The sequence below is a fragment of the Mixta gaviniae genome, from assembly GCF_002953195.1.
Lineage (GTDB): Bacteria > Pseudomonadota > Gammaproteobacteria > Enterobacterales > Enterobacteriaceae > Mixta > Mixta gaviniae.
Window position 1 is genome coordinate 1,365,634 of record NZ_CP026377.1, and the last position, 18,769, is coordinate 1,384,402.

At 61.7% G+C, this 18,769-nt stretch carries 18 protein-coding genes; 9 read left to right on the forward strand and 9 right to left on the reverse strand.

What is annotated here, in order from left to right; all coding sequences use genetic code 11:
• Positions 1-54 precede the first annotated feature (54 nt).
• From C2E15_RS06275 to C2E15_RS06305, 7 genes are all read right to left on the reverse strand, one after another.
• Complete coding sequence (locus C2E15_RS06275; protein WP_104956611.1) at positions 55-852, reverse strand: NADH-quinone oxidoreductase subunit B family protein; 798 nt, start codon at positions 850-852, stop codon at positions 55-57.
• Positions 852-1,406, reverse strand: coding sequence for a formate hydrogenlyase complex iron-sulfur subunit (locus C2E15_RS06280; protein ID WP_104956612.1), 555 nt, complete (start codon positions 1,404-1,406; stop codon positions 852-854). Before C2E15_RS06280 ends, C2E15_RS06275 begins: the two co-directional genes overlap by 1 nt.
• 12 nt (positions 1,407-1,418) lie before the next feature.
• Positions 1,419-3,143 carry a hydrogenase large subunit gene (locus tag C2E15_RS06285; RefSeq protein WP_104956613.1) on the reverse strand — a complete coding sequence of 575 codons (1,725 nt, stop codon included), beginning with the start codon at positions 3,141-3,143 and terminating at the stop codon, positions 1,419-1,421.
• 42 nt (positions 3,144-3,185) lie between these two features.
• A complete protein-coding gene (locus tag C2E15_RS06290; RefSeq protein WP_104956614.1) occupies positions 3,186-4,139 on the reverse strand; it encodes a respiratory chain complex I subunit 1 family protein in 954 nt (317 codons plus the stop codon).
• Positions 4,140-4,148: 9 nt separating this feature from the next.
• Positions 4,149-6,053 (reverse strand): proton-conducting transporter transmembrane domain-containing protein, encoded by a 1,905-nt coding sequence (locus C2E15_RS06295; protein ID WP_104956615.1) that lies wholly within the window; start codon positions 6,051-6,053, stop codon positions 4,149-4,151.
• Positions 6,053-6,661 carry a 4Fe-4S dicluster domain-containing protein gene (locus tag C2E15_RS06300; RefSeq protein WP_167391911.1) on the reverse strand — a complete coding sequence of 203 codons (609 nt, stop codon included), beginning with the start codon at positions 6,659-6,661 and terminating at the stop codon, positions 6,053-6,055. Before C2E15_RS06300 ends, C2E15_RS06295 begins: the two co-directional genes overlap by 1 nt.
• Positions 6,662-6,896: 235 nt before the next feature.
• Positions 6,897-7,361, reverse strand: a complete 465-nt coding sequence (locus C2E15_RS06305; RefSeq protein WP_104959098.1) for a formate hydrogenlyase — start codon at positions 7,359-7,361, stop codon at positions 6,897-6,899.
• Between the two features lie 321 nt (positions 7,362-7,682).
• Between C2E15_RS06305 and hypA the strand changes: the two genes are divergently transcribed.
• From hypA to C2E15_RS06340, 7 genes are all read left to right on the forward strand, one after another.
• On the forward strand, positions 7,683-8,027 hold the full coding sequence (gene hypA / locus C2E15_RS06310) for a hydrogenase maturation nickel metallochaperone HypA (protein WP_104956617.1): 345 nt from the start codon (positions 7,683-7,685) through the stop codon (positions 8,025-8,027).
• Between the two features lie 24 nt (positions 8,028-8,051).
• Positions 8,052-8,795 (forward strand): hydrogenase nickel incorporation protein HypB, encoded by a 744-nt coding sequence (gene hypB, locus C2E15_RS06315; protein WP_104956618.1) that lies wholly within the window; start codon positions 8,052-8,054, stop codon positions 8,793-8,795.
• Entirely contained in the window at positions 8,786-9,061 is a 276-nt protein-coding gene (locus tag C2E15_RS06320; RefSeq protein ID WP_104956619.1) for a HypC/HybG/HupF family hydrogenase formation chaperone, read from the forward strand. The genes hypB and C2E15_RS06320 overlap by 10 nt, the downstream gene beginning before the upstream one ends.
• Positions 9,061-10,200, forward strand: coding sequence for a hydrogenase formation protein HypD (gene hypD, locus C2E15_RS06325; protein WP_104956620.1), 1,140 nt, complete (start codon positions 9,061-9,063; stop codon positions 10,198-10,200). The genes C2E15_RS06320 and hypD overlap by 1 nt, the downstream gene beginning before the upstream one ends.
• Positions 10,197-11,234, forward strand: coding sequence for a hydrogenase expression/formation protein HypE (hypE, locus tag C2E15_RS06330; RefSeq protein WP_167391839.1), 1,038 nt, complete (start codon positions 10,197-10,199; stop codon positions 11,232-11,234). The genes hypD and hypE overlap by 4 nt, the downstream gene beginning before the upstream one ends.
• Positions 11,235-11,351: 117 nt before the next feature.
• Positions 11,352-13,433, forward strand: a complete 2,082-nt coding sequence (gene flhA / locus C2E15_RS06335) for a formate hydrogenlyase transcriptional activator FlhA (RefSeq protein WP_104956621.1) — start codon at positions 11,352-11,354, stop codon at positions 13,431-13,433.
• 164 nt (positions 13,434-13,597) lie between these two features.
• A complete protein-coding gene (locus tag C2E15_RS06340) occupies positions 13,598-14,419 on the forward strand; it encodes a Cof-type HAD-IIB family hydrolase (RefSeq protein WP_104956622.1) in 822 nt (273 codons plus the stop codon).
• A 110-nt stretch (positions 14,420-14,529) separates the two neighbouring features.
• Here the strand turns inward: C2E15_RS06340 and C2E15_RS06345 are convergent, their stop codons facing one another.
• Positions 14,530-15,672 carry an iron-containing alcohol dehydrogenase gene (locus tag C2E15_RS06345; protein ID WP_104956623.1) on the reverse strand — a complete coding sequence of 381 codons (1,143 nt, stop codon included), beginning with the start codon at positions 15,670-15,672 and terminating at the stop codon, positions 14,530-14,532.
• A 291-nt stretch (positions 15,673-15,963) separates the two neighbouring features.
• Between C2E15_RS06345 and gntT the strand changes: the two genes are divergently transcribed.
• Positions 15,964-17,280 (forward strand): gluconate transporter, encoded by a 1,317-nt coding sequence (gntT, locus tag C2E15_RS06350; protein ID WP_104956624.1) that lies wholly within the window; start codon positions 15,964-15,966, stop codon positions 17,278-17,280.
• A 340-nt stretch (positions 17,281-17,620) separates the two neighbouring features.
• On the opposite strand, the gene C2E15_RS06355 is transcribed toward gntT, so the two are convergent.
• A complete protein-coding gene (locus C2E15_RS06355) occupies positions 17,621-17,866 on the reverse strand; it encodes a hypothetical protein (RefSeq protein ID WP_104956625.1) in 246 nt (81 codons plus the stop codon).
• Between the two features lie 282 nt (positions 17,867-18,148).
• Here C2E15_RS06355 and C2E15_RS22395 point away from each other — a divergent pair, with 282 nt between their 5' ends.
• The gene (locus C2E15_RS22395) at positions 18,149-18,232 is read left to right on the forward strand and encodes a small membrane protein YohP (protein ID WP_442897173.1); all 84 of its coding nucleotides are present in this window, start codon (positions 18,149-18,151) and stop codon (positions 18,230-18,232) included.
• Positions 18,233-18,769: the final 537 nt, after the last annotated feature.

Genomic DNA, 18,769 nt, shown 5'->3' on the forward strand with positions numbered 1-18,769 from the left:
TCCGTGCCGGCGCGGGCTGGTGGCGCGCATAGCGCTGCGGATTACTGAAGTCGCTCACAGATGTACCTCCCCGCGCACGACCTGCTGGTAGATCTGCTGCAGATGGCTGACGATTTCATTGAGGCGCGGGTCGTCCTGCGCATCGAGCCAGGCGGAGAGCCGCTGCGCCGCCGGCTGCGGCGCGTCGGTGGCGGCGACAATCGCCATAAAGCGATCGGCGATCTGTCGCCCGTAGCGATAGCCCGCCATGCGGCGCGCCTCGCGGTCGAGCCGCACGCGCAGCGGCTGCGGCAGGCCGGGATGCAGCAGGGCAGCCGGCTGTGCCGCCGCCTCGTGCTGCTGGCCGCTGATCTTCTGATCCAGCAGGCCGAGCGCCAGCGCGAAGCCGTAAAGGGTGGCGGCGGGCGTCGGCGGACAGCCGGGAATATAGACGTCGACCGGCACGATTTTGTCGGTGCCGCCCCAGACGCAGTAGAGATCATGGAAGATGCCGCCGCTGTTGCCGCAGGCGCCGTAGGAGATGCTGATTTTCGGGTCGGGCGCGGCATCCCAGGCGCGCAGCGCCGGCACGCGCATCGCGCGCGTCACGGCGCCGGTAAACAGCAGAATGTCGGCGTGGCGTGGCGAGGGCACCACCTTAATGCCGAAGCGCTCGCTATCGAACAGCGGCGACAGGGTGGCGAAAATTTCAATCTCGCAGCCGTTGCAGCCGCCACAGTCCACGCGATAGACGTAGGCGGAGCGGCGGATGCGGTTGAGCAGCGTCGATTTCAGTTTCGCGATGCTTTCATCAAGCGTGACCGGCGTCGGCAGGCCGTTTTCGTCACGCGGGCCGATCGGCGTCTGGTTCATCAGCGGGCCTCCGCATTAAGGTGGCGACCGATATCGATCCGGTCGGAAGAGGAGAGGCCGTGCATTTTTTTGCACGTCGGGCAGGTTTCATACTGGGCGCGGCGCTGAGCGAGCTGCGCGTCGCTCAGCGCCGCACTCTCTTGCAGCAGGCTGAGGGCGAAGTCGATCTCCTTCTGCACCGCGTAAGGCTGGTTGCAGCGGCGGCAGCGGCAAAGGGGGAAATCAGCGGTTTCAAACAGATCCGTTTTTTGCCAGACCGCCAGCTCAAACGCCGGCGACAGCTTAATTGCCGCCGTCGGGCAGACCTCCTCGCAGCGGGCGCAGAAAATGCAGCGGCCCAAAAACAGCGACCAGCGCACGCTGTCGCCATCCGCGGCGGCAGTCATGGTCAGCGCGTTTGACGGGCAGGCGTTGGCGCAGGCGCCGCAGGCAATGCACTGCTGCGCGCTGTAGTGCGGCTTACCGCGGAAGTTCGGCGACAGATCGATCGGTTTTGCCGGATAGGCGACCGTCGCGTCGCCGGTTTTGATCACTTTTTTAATCAGTTTCAACATCGCTGACGACTCCTAAAGCGGCGAATTTTTACGTTCGATGCCGTAGCGCTCGATCTCTTTGTACGGCACCACGACGGTGGTTTTCTTACGCACGTCGACCACTGTCATGCGGTCGGTGCAGGAGTAACAGGGATCGAGGCTGCCGATAATCAGCGGCGCGTCGGAGACGGTATTGCCACGCAGCATATAGCGCAGCGTGGGCCAGTTGGCGTAGGTGGCGGCGCGGCAGCGCCAGCGGAACAGCTTCTGGTTATCGCCGGTCATGCTCCAGTGAATATCATCGCCGCGCGGCGCTTCGGCAAAGCCGAGGGCGAAGCGGTGCGGACTATAACGGAAGCCTTCGACCGCCAGCGGGCCGGAGGGCAGGCTCTGCAGCCCGAATTCAATCATCGCGAGCGCGTTATAGACTTCATGGATGCGCACCTTCAGGCGCGACCAGACATCGTTGCCGCTTTCGCTGTGCAGCGTGAACGGCAGGCTGGCGTAACCCGCGTAAGGGTGATCCTGGCGCATATCGCGGCGGTGGCCGCTGCCGCGCACCATCGGGCCGACGTTACTGAAATCACGCGCCACCTGCGGATCGAGCCGGCCAACGCCGACGCTGCGCTGTTCGGCATTGGGGGTGCTGAGCAGAATATCTACCAGGTCATCCAGCTCGCGGCGCATCCCGCCGGCCAGCGCGATGGTCTGGATCATGTCCTCTTTCAGAATGTCGCGCCGTATGCCGCCGATCAGGTTCATGCCGTAGGTTTTACGCGCCCCGGTGAGGATCTCCGCCATTTTCATCGACTGTTCGCGTACGCGGAAAAACTGCATAAACCCGGCGTCGAAGCCGACAAAATGGCAGGCGAGGCCGAGGTTCAGCAGATGGCTGTGCAACCGCTCCACCTCCAGCAGAATCGAGCGGATCATCTGCGCGCGCGGCGGTGCGACAATGCCCAGCGCGTTTTCCACCGACGAGGTGTAGGCGACGCTGTGGGTAAAGCCGCAGATGCCGCACACGCGGTCGGAGAGAAAGGTGACTTCGTTATACCCCATGCGGGTTTCCGCCAGCTTCTCCATGCCGCGATGGACGTAGAACAGGCGATAGTCGGCGTCGATAATATCTTCGCCATCGACAAACAGGCGGAAGTGCCCCGGCTCGTCAGACGTGACGTGTAGCGGCCCGATCGGCACGATGTTATTGTCCGCCTGGGTTTCGGAAATAAAGGGGTAGGTCTCCCGATCGGTGGTGGGCGCCGGACGCTGGCGATAGTCCATCGCATCTTTGCGCAGCGGGTAAAGATCGTCGGGCCAGTCGTCCGGCAGCACCAGGCGGCGCTCATCCGGCAGGCCGACCGGGTGCAGACCGTACATATCGCGTACTTCGCGCTCGCCCCAGACCGCCGCCGGTACGCGCGGCGTCACTGAGGGAAACTCCAGCGAAAGCGGGCTGACTTCGGCGCGCACCGTGATCCAGCACTTCACTCCTTTTTCCATCGACAGCACGTAGTAGAGGGCGTAATTGCCGCACAGCGTGCGCTCGTCATTGCCAAACAGCACCGACAGCCAGCCGCCCTGTTGATAGTAAAGCCACTCCACCACTTCCGGCAGGGCGTCGAGTCTGACGGTCACCGTCAGCTGAGTATCGGTTTGCCATTCGCTGGCGACCAGCGCGGCGGGAAACTGCCTCGTCAGCGCCGCCAGATAGCCCTGGCCGACCGGATGCTGATTTAATGCGGTTGTTACTTCACTCATTGCAATACCTCTTTCCGCCGGGGCGGAATCAAAAATGTCGGCTCAGCCGGCCATCAACCAGGAGACCAGCGCCAGCAGCGCCAGCCCAAATCCCGCCCAGGTGGTGCGGGCGGTTTTAAGAAAGCGCAGGCGCGCGACGCTGTTTTCCAGCAGCGCCGCCAGCAGCACGGCGGCCAGCAGCTTGAGCAGGCAGAGCGCCGTCGCCAGCAGCAGCGTCGACGGGGTCAGCCGCTGCGCCAGGCCGAACGGGAAGAACAGGCCGAGAAACAGCTGCAGCACCACCAGCTGTTTCAGGCTGATACCCAGCTTCAGCACCGCCAGCGCCGCGCCGGAATATTCGGTCAGCGGGCCTTCCTGCAGCTCCTGCTCCGCTTCCGCCAGGTCAAACGGCAGCTTGCCCATTTCGATCCAGGTGGCGAAGGCGCAGGCCAGCGTGGCAAGCAGCAGCGTCAGCGAGAGGAAGAACGGCTGCTGCTGCAGATGCGCGGCGATCGCGCCGAGCGAGGTAGAGCCGGCGGTCAGCGCCGCTATCCACAGGCCGAGCAGCAGGATCGGCTCCACCAGCACGCCCAACACTGCTTCACGGCTGGCGCCGATGCCGGTAAACGGACTGCCGCTGTCCAGCCCGGCGATGGCGAAAACAAACCGCGCCAGCGCAAACAGGTAGATCACCGCGATCAGATCGCCCGTCGCTCCCAGCGGCGAGTCGAGGGTGACCATCGGCAGCGCGGCGGCGATAGCCAGCAGTACTGCGGTCAACAGGCAGGGCATGGCGCGAAACGCCAGGCCGGAGGCGGCGGGCGCCACGCTCTGTCGGCCCAGCAGCTTGGCGATATCGCGATACTCCTGCAGCAGGCCGGGGCCGCGCCGGTTATGCATGCGGGCGCGCAAAACGCGGGTCAGCCCGGCGAACAGCGGCGCGATAGCCAGCAGCAGCGCCGCCTGAATCGGCGCCAGCGGCCAGAGCGAGGCATTAACTAACGAAGGGAAAGGCATAATCACTCCTCAGGCAAAGGCCACGACCAGCAGGATCGCCAGTTCGATAACGGCCAGATGACGACAGAGGGCGCCGGGGCGTCCCTGATGCAGCCTGGCGACCAGCGTCGCGGGCGTGGCGCGCTGGCGCAGGCGGTAGAGCGGCGCAAACATCACGCGCAGCGGCTGAGCGAAGCCGGTAGCGGTTACCACCATCCCGGCGGAGTGGCCGTAGCCGCAGGCCCAGGCGTCGCCGCGCCGGCGGTCCGGCAGGCGGCGGCCGCGCAGCAGCCGCGCCATCAGCCACGGCAGCAGCGGCGTGGTCAGCAGTAGCAGGGCGATAACCGGCGCAGGGAGCGTTGCCGGAACGTCATGTCGCGTCACAATAGCGACGGACGGTGCGGCCAGCTTGCTCAGCACCGCCTCGCTGACGGCGGAGAAAAGGCCGATAAGCCACGGTGATGCGACGCCGACCATTACGCAGAGCAGCGCCGGCAGCAGGCTGCCGAGCCTGACCGCCAGCGGCGCGGGCCGCGCCTGAGCGGCGGCTTCGCTGCGCGGCGCGCCGAGGAAGGTGACGCCGAAAACTTTCGCGATGCACATCAGCGCCAGCGCCCCGGTTAACGCCAGCCCCACCGCCAGCAGCGGGCCGAGCAGGCGTGCGATAAAGCTTTCGCTGCCGCTGAGCTGGAACAGCGATTGATAGAGCAACCATTCGCTGGCGAAGCCATTGAGCGGGGGCAGCGCCGCCATCGCCATCAGCGCGATCAGCATCGCTGCAGCGGTTACCGGCATCCGCCGCGCCAGCCCGCCGAGCTTCTCCATATCCCGTATGCCGGTCTGCATTTCAATGTCGCCGGCGCCGAGAAACAGCGCGGTTTTAAACAGACCGTGATTGAACAGATGAAACAGCCCGGCGAGCAGCGCCAGCGAGGCGAGCAGCGGCTGCGCCAGCGCCACGCCGACCATTGCGCCGCCGACGCCGAGCAGAATAATCCCGACGTTTTCCAGCGAGTGATAAGCCAGCAGGCGGCGAAGGTCGTGTTCCATCAGCGCGTAGAGGCCGCCGATAAAGGCGGTCAGCAGCGCCAGCAGCAGCAGGGCGATGCCCCACCAGAGCGGCGGCGCGCCGGTAAGATCGAGGCCGATTTTCACGATGCCAACGATGCCGACTTTCATCAGCGCGGCGGAAAAGAGCGCGGCAGCGTGCGCCGGCGCGCTGGCGTGCGACTGCGGCGCCCAGGCGTGCAGCGGGATGATGCCGGCGTAAAGCCCAAAGCCCGCCAGCGCCAGCGCAAAGGCCGTCGACTTTACGCCCGCAGAAAACAGGCTGTGGCGCAGCGTATCAAAGCTGCTGCCGCCGCCGACGCGGCAGAGCAGGGCGAAGGCGAGGATCAGGCAGAGCGTGCCGAGGCGGCCCGTCACAAACTGATTCAGCGCGGCGCGGCGGCTTTTCGCATCCTGCGGCTGGGCGATCAGGAAGTAGGCGGCCAGCGCCGCCAGCTCCATCAGCAGCACCAGCGCGACGGCGTCCGCCGCCATGCTTGCCGCAGTTAGCGCCGCCAGCAGCAGCGCGCAAAGCAGGCCGCAGCGCGCGCGCTGCGGCTGCCTGACACCGTGCAGCCATGCGCAGGCGTAAAGCTGACAGCACAGCGCCGGCAACGAGATCGCCAGCAGCAGCAGCGCATTCAGCGAACTGAACTCGGCGGTAAAGGGCATCAGCGGCAGCCGGGTAGTAAAGGCGCCGCCGCCTTGCAGGGTTAATGCGGCAGCAGCGATCGCGGCCAGCGCGGCGGCCATGCCGCCGAGGCCGCTGATCAGGCTGCTCAGGCGTGCGGCCGGCGAGAGCAGCCAGCCGATAACGCCGCTCAGCAAGCTGAGAAACAGCGCCAGCGCCAGCAGCGTGGGCGGAGTGAAAAGAAGCAAGGCTGACATTAGCGGGTCTCCCTGTCAGAGGCGGCAAAAGCGACGATGCCGGCGGAAAAGGCGTCGATGGCGTTCAGGCGTTTGCGCTGGCTGGCCTGCTCCGCCAGCGCGGGCGTTACCAGCGCGATCGCCTGGGTCGGGCAGGTTTTGATGCAGGCGGGGCCGTCCGGGCTGAAGCTGCAGAGATCGCACTTCACCGCCACCGCCCGTACGCCCGGCACGCAGTCGACAAAAGGGCTGAGCGGCGCAGGCGCGGCGGGCGCGGGCAACGCTTTGGCGCTGTTACAGCCGGGCGGGATCGCCAGCGGCGTGCTGCCGGCGAAGGTAATCGCGCCGAAAGGGCAGGCGATGCCGCACAGCTTGCAGCTGACGCACAGGCTTTCGTTGAGATGAATGGCGCTCTCGTTATGCGTTATCGCATTGACCGGGCAGACCTGCGCGCAGGGGGCATCTTCGCACTGGCGGCACATCACCGGCGCCGAATCCTGGCGGTTACGCATCACCTGTAAACGCGGCGCGGCCTGTAACCCCTCTGTTTTATGCGCCTGCGAACAGCTGGCCATACAGGTATTGCAGCCGATGCAGCGTTTCGGATCGGCTATCACATATTGATTCATGGCATGGGTACTGCTCATGAAGTCTCCTTTCATATCCGGCGCGGCGACAGAGCGCGTGGGCGGCGAGGGGGCCGCTGCGGCTGTGTGCCGTTCGGTGCCGGCGCGGCTTCGTCAAAAATGATGAAATCGACACGGAAAATGACATTTCGACATTTCTGTTATCCGTCGCGGCCGTCAATAGCGGCGCGGCGGGACATCATTTTCGTGACCCATAACCCAGGGCGCCGCGCCTTATTCAGGCGCGACGCGGTAACTTTTCCAGTTGCGCATAAATCGGCTGATTGCTGTGCAGGGCGTCATACAAACATTGATAAAGGGCGGAAATCTTATTCAGGTAGTGATCGAAGACCGCCTGTTTATCACGAATGATCACCTCGTCGACGCGCCCTTCGTCACTTAAGGCGGCCTGGGCAAAGACAATAAAATGCGGCGGCTCGGCGGGCGGTGCGATATTCAGGCTGTAGAGGATCTCGTGGCTGAAAAAGTCATCGCTAAGATGGATCTTCACCGTAAAGTGATGAAACAGGGTAAAGCGGATATCATCGCCTTCTCCGAAAATAAACGCATGATTTATCTTCTTATTTTCAGCGTTAACCGCCTGTATAAGGCTGTTCTGATAGGCGTGCCACTGCGATTTCAGCTGGTGATTCCTGTTGGCGATATAGTCAGCTTTGCTGGACAGCTCGCTAAGCGTACTCATGGTATTTACCCGTTTTGCAAAGAGATAAAACATTTCGGCGTGTTATATGACGACGAAAAGCCAGAATGTACGCTCTACTGGCATAAAGCGTGCCAGAGAGGTTTTTTATTTAATAAGCATTAAAAAAATCATGCGGTTATTTTTATTTCACTGAATAGATTGCCGCGCTGAATAAAGCGGCTGCGTGTCGATGTCACTCTATTTCGTCAGATATGTCGGTGCGGTGTTAATCATGTCGCGCGCGAGGGGGAGACGCGGGTAAATAAAAGCTGGCATTAAAGTTGCAGCCTTATTTTCACTACTCTGCGTGAGGCGAAAATAATGCATGAAATAACCCTGTGCCAGTATGCGGTGGAGATGATGCAGCAGCATGCGCAGCAACATCACGCCCGGCGCATTACCGCCGTCTGGCTGGAGGTGGGCGCGTTTTCCTGCGTCGAACCGGAAGCGCTGCGCTTCTGTTTTGATATCGCCTGCCGCGAGACGCTGGCGGAAGGCTGTCAGCTGCATCTGACGACGCCTGCGGCGGAAAGCTGGTGTCACGATTGCCGGCAGGCGATCGCGCTGCTCAGCCCCGGCGTGCTGCGCTGCCCGCAGTGCGGCGGGCGCAACCTGCGCGTGACGGCCGACGACGGCATGAAAATTAAACGCATTGAAATCGAATAGGCGTTGTACGCCTGGGGAGAAACTATGTGTAGTACCTGCGGCTGCGCCAGCGGCGAGCTTCATATTGAAGGCGTCGACAGCGCACACAATCAGCAGCACGGCATTCCCTTTGCGCCGCGTCGGCTGGTAGATATCGAAATGGATATCCTGGCGAAGAATAACCATATCGCCGCCCATAACCGCGCCCATTTCGCCGCCGCCTCACAGCTGGCGCTAAACCTGGTTTCCAGCCCTGGCGCCGGGAAAACCACGCTGCTGACGCAAACGCTGAAGCGTCTTGCGTCGCAGGTGAGCTGCGCGGTGATCGAGGGCGACCAGCAAACCAGCAATGACGCCGACCGCATCCGCGCCACCGGCGTGGCGGCGATTCAGGTCAATACCGGCAAAGGCTGCCACCTCGATGCGCAGATGGTTCACGAGGCGCTGCATCAGCTGGCGCCGCCGGCCCATAGCCTGCTGTTTATCGAAAACGTCGGCAACCTGGTCTGCCCGGCCAGCTTCGACCTCGGCGAGCGCCATAAGGTTGCGGTGCTGTCAGTGACGGAAGGCGAGGACAAGCCGCTGAAGTATCCCCATATGTTCGCCGCCAGTAGCCTGATGATCCTGAACAAAATCGATCTGCTGCCCTATCTCGATTTCGACGTGGCGGCCTGCATTGCCAATGCGCGTCAGGTCAATCCCGCTATCGGCGTGATCCTGCTATCGGCTACCACCGGCGAAGGCATGGATCGCTGGCTCGCATGGCTGGAGCAGCAGCGATGTGCATAGGCATTCCGGGGCAGATCGTGGCGCTGCATCCGCAGCCCGACAGTGCCTGGGCGGACGTCTGCGGCATGCGGCGCGAGGTGAACGTTAGCCTGGTCAGCGGCGGTGACCGCGCGGACCTGATCGGCGGCTGGGTGCTGATCCATGTCGGCTTCGCCCTCAGCCGGCTGGATGAGCAGGAAGCGCGGCAGACGCTGGCGGCGCTGCAGGCGATGGGGGAAGTGGAAGCGGACGTGGTGCTGTTTCTCGGCGCCGGGGAGAAGAGGTAATGCGTTTTGTTGATGAGTTTCGTGATGCGCAGCTGGCGCAAAAGCTGGTTGAGCGTCTGCATCAGCGCGCGGCGCGGCTGCCGTTTAGCGCGCAAAAGCCGATGCAGGTGATGGAGGTGTGCGGCGGACATACGCACGCCATTTTTAAGTTCGGTCTGGATAAGCTGCTGCCGCCGCAGCTGGAGTTTATTCACGGGCCGGGCTGCCCGGTCTGCGTGCTGCCGATGGGGCGCATCGACGCCTGCTGCGACATCGCCGCACAGCCCGGGGTGATTTTCTGCACCTTCGGTGATGCGCTGCGCGTGCCCGGCAAACAGGGTTCGCTGCTGCAGGCGCGCGAGCGCGGCGCCGACGTGCGGGTCATCTACTCGCCGCTCGATGCGCTGCAGCTGGCGCGGGAGAATCCGCAGCGGCAGGTGGTATTTTTCGCGCTTGGCTTTGAAACCACCATGCCGGTGACCGCCGTTACACTGCAACAGGCGCGGCGCGAAAAGCGGCTTAACTTTACCGTTTTTTGCCAGCATATCAGCCTGATGCCGACCCTGCGCAGCCTGCTGCAGCGGGAAGATGTGCGCATCGACGCCTTTCTCGCGCCCGGCCATGTCAGCATGGTGATCGGCGCCGCCCCCTATCGGTTTATTCAGCGGCAGTTCGGTAAGCCGCTGGTGATTAGCGGGTTTGAGCCGCTTGATATGCTGCAAAGCGTGTTGATGCTGGTGGAGCAGGTGAACAGCGCGCGCTGCCGCACGGAAAACCAGTATCGCCGCGTCGTGCCGGCGGCGGGCAATCCGCTGGCGCAGCAGGCGATACGCGCGGTGTTCCGACGCGGCGGCGACAGCGAGTGGCGCGGGTTGGGAATGATTGAGGCGTCCGGCATCGCCCTGACGGCGGAGTACGCCGACTTTGACGCCGAGCGGCGTTTTCATCCGCGGCGGCACGCGGTCAGCGACGATCCGCGCGCGCGCTGCGGCGAAGTGCTGACCGGGCGCTGCAAACCGCATCACTGCCCGCTGTTCGGCCACGGCTGTACGCCGCATAACGCCTTCGGCGCGCTGATGGTATCGTCCGAGGGCGCCTGCGCCGCCTGGTATCAATACCGGCATCAGGAGATGCCGCTTACAGAGAGGACGGCAGGATGAACCTGGACCCGATAAGCCCGCGCGCGCAGGGGGTGACGATGGCCCACGGCAGCGGCGGCCGCGCCATGCAGCAGCTGATCGAGCAGATGTTTCTGCAGGCGTTTGATAACCCCTGGCTGCGCGAGCAGGAGGATGGCGCGCGACTGGCGCTCAGCGACCTTTGCGCGCAGGGCGACCGGCTCGCCTTTACCACCGACAGCTATGTTATCGATCCGATTTTCTTTCCCGGCGGCAATATCGGCAAGCTGGCCGTGTGCGGTACGGCGAACGATCTGGCGGTCTGCGGCGCGACGCCCGCCTGGCTCTCCTGCGGCTTTATTCTGGAGGAGGGTTTTTCGCTCGACGCGCTGCGTGAGATTGTCAGTGCGATGGCGCAGACCGCGCGCGACGCGGGCATCGCTATCGTTACCGGCGATACCAAAGTGGTGCAGCGCGGGGCGGCCGATAAAATTTTTATCAACACCTCTGGTATCGGCGCCATCCCGTCGGCGGTGAGATGGGCAGCTACGGCGATGCAACCCGGCGATAAGGTGATCGTCAGCGGCACGCTGGGCGACCATGGTGCGACCATCCTGAATTTACGCGAGCGGCTGGGAATGGATCTCGGCGTGGAGAGCGACTGCGCGGTGCTGGCACCGTTGATTGCGCCGCTACACGCAATTGCCGGGGTGCGCGCGCTGCGCGATGCGACGCGCGGCGGGGTTAACGCCATTCTGCATGAGTTCGCCCGGGCAAGCGGCTACGGCATCGTCATTGATGAAAACGCGCTGCCGGTCAGGCCGGCGGTGCGCGGCATCTGCGAGCTGCTGGGGCTGGAACCGATTAATTTCGCTAATGAAGGAAAGGTGGTGCTGGTGACCTCGCCGCAGGCGGAGGCGACGACGCTGAAGGCGCTGCGCAGTCACCCTCTGGGGCGCGACGCGGCGACCGTTGGCGAGGTGACACCGGAGCCGCAGGTGGCGCTGCGCGGGCTGTTGGGCGTCACGCGACAGCTGATGTTGCCTCATGCCGAACCTTTACCCCGCATTTGTTGATCTCGCCTGGGGTCGCGCGCGCTGAAGGGCGTACACTTTTCGCTATCGCCCTTCCTGTTAACCTCTTCCAGTCGGTAATTCATGTTAGCTAATAAGAATGCTGTCCAGAGTACAACGATGAACGCCAGAAAGCAGAAAGGTTTACTGGAGCTGACCTACAGCCTGCTGCAACAGCAGAGCATGACCTCCCTGATCGAAACCCTGAACCAGACGGTGCAGCACGCCGGCATCGCCGATGCGGTGTCGCTGGTGCTGTTTAACGGCGACGGCGCGCGCGTCAGCTTTTACGGCGTCGACGCTCATCGCCAGCCGATCGGCTATGAAGATGAAACCCTGCTGGCGACCGGGCCGGTCAGCGCGCTGCGCGATCGCGCGGAGACGCAGGCCTGGCGCAGCGCCGCGCTGCATCTGCGCTATCCGCAGCTGGCGGTGCTGAAGCTCTATCCGCCGTTTAGCGACTACTGTCTGGTGCCGCTGCTCGCCTCTTCGCGCCTGCTGGGCGGCTGCGAATTCATTCGGCAGCGCGGGCGGCCCTTTAGCGAAGAGGATCAAAACGGCCTGTATGAGTTCTGCATGCTGGTGGCCATCGCCGTGGAGCAGGTGCAGCTGCGTGAAAGCATGCGGCTGCAGCAGTCGCTGCTGCGTCATGAGCGCGATAATTTCAGCATCCTGGTGGATATCACCAACGCGGTGCTGTCGCGTCTCGATCTTGATGAGCTGACCGGCGAAATTGCCCGCGTGATCCACCATTTCTTTCATATCAACGCCATCAGCATTGTCCTGTGCAACGCCGGCAAAGAGAGCGCCTGGGCAGACGTTTACGCCACGCTTTACGTGCAGGAGCATCAGGCGCGGCGCGAGCAGTCGCGCAAGGCGCTGGCCGGATCGCCGGAGGAGCAGGTGATGAAAAGCGGCGAGATGACGCTGCTCAGCGTTGGCCCGGCCAGCGCGCCCTACAGTGAGGATGGTTCGCTGTTTCAACGGCTGTGGCCGGATCGCGACAAGACGCTCTGCATGCTGCCGCTGCGTTTCGGCCAGAAAACGCTGGGTGTCCTGAAACTGGCGCAGCCGCAGCCTGATAACTTTAACGCAGCCAACCTGCGCGTGCTGGAGCAGATCGCCGAACGCATCGCCATCGCGGTGGATAACGCGCTCGCCTATCAGGAGATCAAAAACCTGAAAGAGAAGCTGCAGCATGAAAACCGCTATCTGACCGAGCAGATCAACAGCGACAACGCCGATTTTTACGATATCGTCGGGCGCAGCGCGGCGATGGCGGAGGTGCTAAAGCAGGTGCAGATTGTGGCGAAAAGCGACTGCACGGTGCTGATCCTCGGCGAGACCGGCACCGGCAAGGAGCTGATCGCCCGGGCGATCCACCATCTCAGCGATCGTCATCATAAGCGTATGGTGAAAATGAACTGCGCGGCGATGCCCGCCGGGCTGATGGAGAGCGACCTGTTCGGTCATGAGAAGGGGGCTTTTACCGGTGCCACCTCGCAGCGTATGGGGCGTTTCGAACTGGCGGATGAAGGCACGCTGTTCCTCGATGAGGTGGGCGAGATCCCGCTGGAGCTGCAGCCGAAGCTGCTGCGCATCCTGCAGGAGCAGGAGTTTGAGCGCGTCGGCGGCAGCAAGCAGATTTCAGTCAACGTGCGGGTGATTGCGGCGACCAATCGCGATCTGCAGCAGATGGTGAAGGAGAAAACTTTCCGCAGCGATCTCTTCTACCGGCTGAATGTTTTTCCCATCGTGATCCCGCCGCTGCGCGAGCGGCCGGAGGATATTCCGCAGCTGGTGAAATTTCTCACCTGTAAAATCGCCAAGCGCATGCAGCGCACCATCGAGAGCATCCCGGCGGAGACGCTGCGTTTGCTGAGCCGGATGCCGTGGCCGGGCAACGTACGCGAGCTGGAGAACGTGATTGAGCGCGCGGTACTGATGACGCGTGGCACGGTGCTGGATCTCCCTCTGCCGGAGATGAACGACGGGCTGGCACGCTTTGCCGGCGCGTCGGTACCGGCAAGCGCCGCGCCCGCTTCGCCAACGCATGAGGATGAGCGCGAACGCATTGTTCAGGCGCTGAAGGAGAGCAACGGCGTGGTCGCCGGGCCGCGCGGCGCGGCGGCGCGCCTCGGCCTGAAACGCACCACGCTGCTGTCACGCATGAAAAAGCTCGGCATCAGCGCGAAATCCTGAGCGGCCGCCGGTACCGCAGAACAGGGCGTTTAGGCGCAGGCGATCGGCAATCGCGCGGCATCAAAATGGCGTTGAAACCGGCCTTTATGCGCGCGCCGGCGGTCGCGCCCGTCCGCATCGTCAGCTAAGCTGAGGCTCAGGTAATCTGAGCGGGAGAGAAGCGTATGGCAGAGGTTAAGCTGGTGGCGGTGGATATGGACGGCACCTTTCTCGATGACGGAAAAAACTATAACCGCGCGCGTTTTCAACAGCAGTATGCGCAACTCAAGGCGCGCGGCATCCGTTTTGTCGTCGCCAGCGGCAATCAGTACTATCAGCTGCGCTCCTTTTTCCCCGAGATCGCCGATGAAATCGCCTTTGTGGCGGAGAACGGTGCTTATGTGGTCGAGGCGGGAGAAGATCGCTTTGTCGGCGAGTTTAGCCGCGATGATGTGGTGAAAATTATCGATACGCTGCGGCGCGGCAACTATCCCGGGCTAAATTTCGTGCTGTGCGGCTATCACAGCGCCTGGTATTTCCCGGATGCGCCCGCCGACTATATCGATAAGATGCGTCGCTACTGTCATCGGCTGCAGGCGGCGTCGCATCTGGATGAGATTAACGATCGCCTGTTTAAGTTCGCGCTGAACCTGTCTGATGAGTATGTGCCGATATTGATGACGGATATCGAACGCCATCATGCGGGCGTGGCGACCGCGGTCACCAGTGGACACGGCTCGGCCGATTTGATCATTCCAGGGCTGCATAAGGCGCACGGGCTGGCGCTTTTGCAGCAGCGTTGGGGCATCGGGACGCAGCAGGTCCTGGCGTTTGGCGACGGCGGCAACGATCTGGAGATGCTGCATCAGGCGGGCTTCGGCTTCGCGATGGCCAATGCGCCGGAGCGGGTGAAGGCGGCGGCGCGCTATCAGGCGCCGACCAATAACCAGCAGGGCGTGCTGGAGGTGATTCAGCAACTGCTGGATGGCCGCGCGCCCTTTGCCTGAGCGGTGTGTCGCGAACGCCTCTTTAGCGCGCTAATCTGCCCAGGGTCTACGCTTACGCGTCACAGCGGTAAGCGCGCGTCAACATTTCGCGTAGCTGCGCACCACCTCTGTTACGCGTCGCAGCGGTAAGCCTGCGTCAACATTTCGCGCATCTGCGCGTCGCTATAATCGACCAGCGAATTTTTGCTGTTAGCGCGCGCCAGGATCCAGCCTGTTTCTTCCACGCTCAGCGGTGGTGGCGCGCGCCAGAACGGGTAGACCGCCTGCGCCTGCAGCCACTGCGCCAGATAGCGTGCGGGTTCAGCATGCGCCGCGCCAAACAGCGCCAGATCCAACTCCGCCATCAGCGCCCGCTGCTGCGGGTGATCGCTGCTCGCCAGCAGGTCGAGAAAGGGCAGCAGCAGGCGACCGCACACTTCGCCATGATGATAATCTTTGATAGCCCCCAGCTCCCCGGCGATACCGTGGATCACCCCAAGCCCCGCCATGCTCAGGCTCTGCCCGCCGAGCCATGAGGCCATCAGCATCGCTTCACGCGCCGCTTCGCCCTGGCGGTCCTGACGGTTCAATGCCGGCCAGGCCTGAACAAAAAGTCGCATGCCGCTCAGCGCGGTTTGACGGGTAAAGAGGGTCCCCTTCGCCGACAGCCAGGCTTCAAACAGATGGGTAAAGGCATCGATGGCGCAGCAGACCAGAATCTGGTCCGGCGTGTTATCGAGCAGGTCGGCATCCAGGATCGCCACCGGCGGTACAAAACTGGCGTGGCGTAGCGAGGCTTTGACCTTCACCTCGCCTTTATCGGTAACCACGGCGTTCTGCGTCGCCTCGCTGCCGGTGCCGGCTGTAGTGGGAATGGCGATCACGGGCAATGTGGCGCCGCTAACTGGCGTATCGCCAACCTTCTCCAGATAGCGCAGGGTATTTAACGGATGCTGGCTGACCGCGGCGAACGCTTTTGCCGCATCCAGCACGCTGCCGCCGCCGATGGCGACCACGCGCGTCGCCTGGCCACGCCAGCGCGCGACCCAGCGGTCAATCTCGTCCGGCGACGCTTCATGGGCAACGATTTCATGGCCAATCAGCAGCGGCGTCAGCGCCGGAGCCAGCGCGGCGTAATGCGGGCCATGAAGAAAGGAGGCGCCGCAAAACAGCAGGGTAGGCTGCGGCTGCTGTTGCAGCAGAGAAGGCAGCTGTTGCAGGCTGCCGCGGCCAAAAAAAGTTTGTCGGTTGGCGATCGTCTGGCTGGTTAACACATTTATTTCCGCCGCACTATGATTGAGGTGACGACGAGTGTAGCAGCGTATAGCGTGCCGGCGAAAAGCCACAGGCCGTTAACCGGGCCGCAAAAAGTTGATCACCTTCGCAAATCAGTAATTCTGCCTGCTCCCCTCATTCCGGTGACAATTTGTTACCGTTACCATGTTATCGGTAACACTCAGGCGCATCCTCTGCGCTCTATACCCTGTCGCGCAGCGCGCTGCCGACCTGTTCATAATTAAAATTGAGGCCGTGCGCCTTTCGCGGCCATTCACCGGAGAAAATGTATGCCATTAGTTATCGTTGCGGTGGGGGTGGTTCTGCTGCTTCTGCTGATGATTCGCTTCAAACTAAATGGATTTATCGCACTGATCCTGGTCGCGCTGGCGGTGGGCATGATGCAGGGCATGCCGGTCAATAAGGTGATCGCTTCGATTAAAACCGGCGTGGGCGGCACGCTCGGCAGCCTGGCGCTGATTATGGGCTTCGGCGCAATGCTGGGCAAACTACTGGCCGACTGCGGCGGCGCCCAGCGTATCGCCACCACGCTGATTGCTAAATTCGGCCAGCGCCATATTCAGTGGGCAGTGGTACTGACCGGCTTTACCGTCGGCTTTGCGCTCTTCTATGAGGTGGGTTTTGTGCTGCTGCTGCCGCTGGTATTCAGCATCGCTGCCTCGGCGCGCGTGCCGCTGCTCTACGTCGGCGTGCCGATGGCGGCAGCGCTTTCCGTTACCCACGGCTTTCTGCCGCCGCATCCAGGGCCGACCGCTATCGCCACGCTGTTTGACGCCGATATGGGCAAAACCTTGCTGTTCGGCACCCTGTTGGGCATCCCGACGGTGATCCTCGCCGGCCCGGTTTATGCGCGCTTCCTGAAGAATATCGATAAGCCGATCCCGGAGGGGCTGTATAACCCGAAAACCTTTAGCGAAGCGGAGATGCCGGGCTTCGGCGTCAGCGTCTGGACCTCGCTGGTACCGGTGATTTTGATGGCGCTGCGCGCTGTGGCGGAGATGTTCCTGCCGAAAGGGCACGCGTTGCTTCCCTGGGCCGAGTTCTTCGGCGACCCGATTATGGCCACGCTGATCGCTGTGCTGATCGGCATCTTCACCTTCGGCCTGAACCGTGGGCGCAGCATGGAAGAGGTGATGAACACCCTGACCGACTCTATTAAGATCATCGCCATGATGCTGCTGATCATCGGCGGCGGCGGCGCGTTTAAGCAGGTGCTGGTGGACAGCGGCGTGGATAAATATATTGCCGGCCTGATGCATGAAACCAATGTGTCGCCGATCTTTATGGCCTGGTCGATCGCCGCGGTGCTGCGCATTGCGCTGGGATCGGCTACCGTTGCGGCGATTACCGCCGGGGGCATTGTCGCGCCGCTGATCGCCACCTCCGGCGCCAGCCCGGAGCTGATGGTGATCGCCGTCGGCGCGGGCAGCGTGATTTTCTCGCACGTCAACGATCCGGGCTTCTGGCTGTTTAAAGAGTATTTCAACCTGACTATCGGCGAAACCATCCGCTCCTGGTCAGCGCTGGAGACCATTATTTCCGTTTGCGGCCTGGTGGGCTGCCTGCTGCTTTCGGCAATGATTTAAGCCAACGTCAACGCCAACGCCCGCCGCGCCCTTTTCTCTGTTCGTACCACCGTACTGCTGTGCAGGAAAGGGAAGAAGGGCGCCCGCGGGCGTAAGCGTTGAACAGAAAGCTGAGAATGGAAAAAGGCGCCGCAGCGGGCGTAAAGGATTAAGGTGACGACAATGAGAACGTCAGGGCGGCCGCAGCGGGCGTAAAGGCTTAAGGTGACGAAATGAGAACGTCAGGGCGGCTGCTGCGGGCGTAAAGGCTTAAGGTGACGACAATGAGAGTGGCTGCAGCGGGCGTAAGCGTTAAACAGGAGGCTGAGAGCGTAAGGGCCGCCGCAGCGACCCGACATTGCTAATGCGGCTGTTTGAAGCCGGCTTTGATCATCTCATCGCGCAGCGCCCGCGTAATGTCGCGGTTGCCGCCGGTGACCGGGTAGATGACGTTGTTCACCACATCATCCAGATAATGCTCATCAAACTCCTGTAAAGAGAGCTGGCCGCCGCCTTCATCATTAATGGCGATAGAGCCTTTAATGTGATTGCCGGCGTTTTTCGCCTTCAGAGAATATCTCCCCATACTGGTATCAACACTGCTCATAGGGCCTCCTTGTTACAGGCTGGGCATCGGTGGCGAGACACCGAACGGATTCGCGCTATAAGTGTAGTGTTCTTTTTTTAACCAGTCATGCGTCAGGCGGGGCAAAAGAGAGGGGCGCGATCCAGCTCGCAAAATGCAGAATCCGTCAGCTTAACTATAATGAGATGACGGGCGCCGTTGCGGTTGTCATCGACGGGCTGCATCGCTCAGTGACAGCCCGCCGCAGCGCAATTGACTTAACGGCCGGCGCGATATGAAAACCGGCCTACAGGGAGAAATGGAATGAAAATTATACTTTGGATTATCGCAATCATCTTTATCGTCGGCCTGCTGACCCTGACCGGTGTGTTCAAGATCCTGTTTTAATCGAACCAGGCGGCGTTGCTGCAGCGCCGCCTGTTGACGCTGCTAACCTGTGCTGCGTTGTCCAATAAGACAGCGGGTAATAGGGTCTAATTCTGTTGTCGGCAGTACATCCTGAGCGGTAAAAGGTTTAAAGCAATAAGCACATACCGCGCCATGGTGAGATTTCCCTTCCCGATCCCCGGTAGTATAGCGAAACCGTTTACTACCACAGGCGGTACATCTTATTTTCATGACCATCCTTATCTTCCTTACTGCTGATTTCGCGGCGAGCATCATCTTAGCAAAAACACATGAAAGATCTATAAATTTACTTTATATGTTTAATGTGGTTATGGTAACAAGCTAAAGTAATGAAAAGTAAGCCAATTTAATGGTTATATTTTGTCCTGTCGCGACACTTTAGTTAACTAAAGTCAAATTCCATGATTTATCTCAATAATTCAGCGAAAACATACCGCCTTTAGCCATTTTTAAAATCTAAAAGTTAACGTAATCTTAATAACGTTCGTCAGTAAGATAAGGTTTTGTTACAGCGAA